1 protein-coding gene is annotated in these 1431 nt (G+C 49.1%); it reads left to right on the forward strand.

Translation table 11 applies throughout. The features are described 5' to 3' along the window. Positions 1-278 precede the first annotated feature (278 nt). Positions 279-1421, forward strand: a complete 1143-nt coding sequence (istA, locus tag G485_RS27220) for an IS21 family transposase (RefSeq protein WP_156922472.1) — start codon at positions 279-281, stop codon at positions 1419-1421. Positions 1422-1431 lie beyond the last annotated feature (10 nt).

Raw genomic sequence — 1431 nt, forward strand, 5'->3', positions numbered from 1 at the left:
CTAGTCAACTCCATTCTAACCGAGGACATTTGAATATGGCTCCTAGTACTTTTTAGGAGATATTTCATTTTACACAATTATACGGACTCAACTGCTTAATACTAATGAAAAAAGGAGAGTGCTATGGTGGCAAGTATTGAAAAAACGCGGTCCTAATTCATGTGTGAAGATCGGTTGTAAAATCCCCAATATCATCGGTTGAAAATTCCCCACCTAAAGCCGACATTCTCTCCGAGAGGAGAGCGTCGAGATTGATTAAAAACGGGGAGTTTTTTCGTATGAAAGACATGAAGCAACGAGGGATGAATATTACGCAAATTGCGGAGGAGCTGGGTCGAGATCGGAAGACCGTCCGGAAATGGCTTGAGCAAGATCAGCCTGGGGGTTATCCAGAGCGAAAGCCAATCGAGGGAAAGTTGGATGGCTACAAGGACTACATCCGAAATCGGATGTCGGAAGGATGCCTGAATGCACGAGTCATTTTGGATGAGATCAAAGAACGAGGCTATACGGGGAGCATTACGATTCTGCGGCTGTTCATGCAGCCGCTCAGGCCATCTGTTCAATCGAAAGCAACGGAGCGATTCGAGACGCAACCTGGACAGCAGGCGCAAGTGGACTGGGGGCATTTTCGAGTAGAGCAAGACGGTGGATTCAAGCGCTTATTTGCATTCGTCATGGTGCTCGGCTACTCGCGAGCAATGTATTTAGAGTTCACGGAGGATGAGCGGCTCGAGACGCTCATGGGCTGCCATACCCGGGCGTTCGAGTACTTTGGCGGTATCACGCAGACATGCCTGTACGACAACATGAAAACTGTTGTTGCCGGCCATGACGAAAAAGGCGAAGTCATCTGGAATGAGCGTTTCGCCCGGTTTGCAGAACACTACGGCTTTGTTCTAAGACGCTGTAAGCCTTATCGGGCGCGTACCAAGGGAAAAGTAGAAAACGGCGTTGGGTATGTACGCAAGAATTTCTGGCCGCGCGTTCGTACGTTTAACGGATTGCATGACTTAAATGCCAAGGCGCGTCACTGGCTCGATACGGTTGCGAATCACCGTCTTCACGGTACGACATTCCAGGTACCGCAGGAGTTGTTGAAGGATGAAAATCTGCAGCCGATCACGGAAATCTCGTTTGCGTATGCGGATCGCTTCCACCGCAAGGTTGCCGCCGACTGCTACGTGTCATACGAAGCTAATCGGTACTCAGTGCCTTTTGCGTATGTCGGATCTGTCATAGAAGTACAAGACGAAAAGAACGGCACGCTGCGCTTTTACTGCGGCGGTCAGCTTATCGCCGAGCATCCGAAGTCCATGGCGCGGCACCAAATTATTGTATTTCGTCAAGCAATATTACCCGAAAAAATCGCACATTTTTACCCATCGTCGTCAGGGGTATTTTTTATCGTTCCTTCATGAGCGCATGCTT

Source organism: Cohnella thermotolerans DSM 17683, assembly GCF_000429825.1.
Taxonomy (GTDB): Bacteria; Bacillota; Bacilli; order Paenibacillales; family Paenibacillaceae; genus Cohnella; species Cohnella thermotolerans.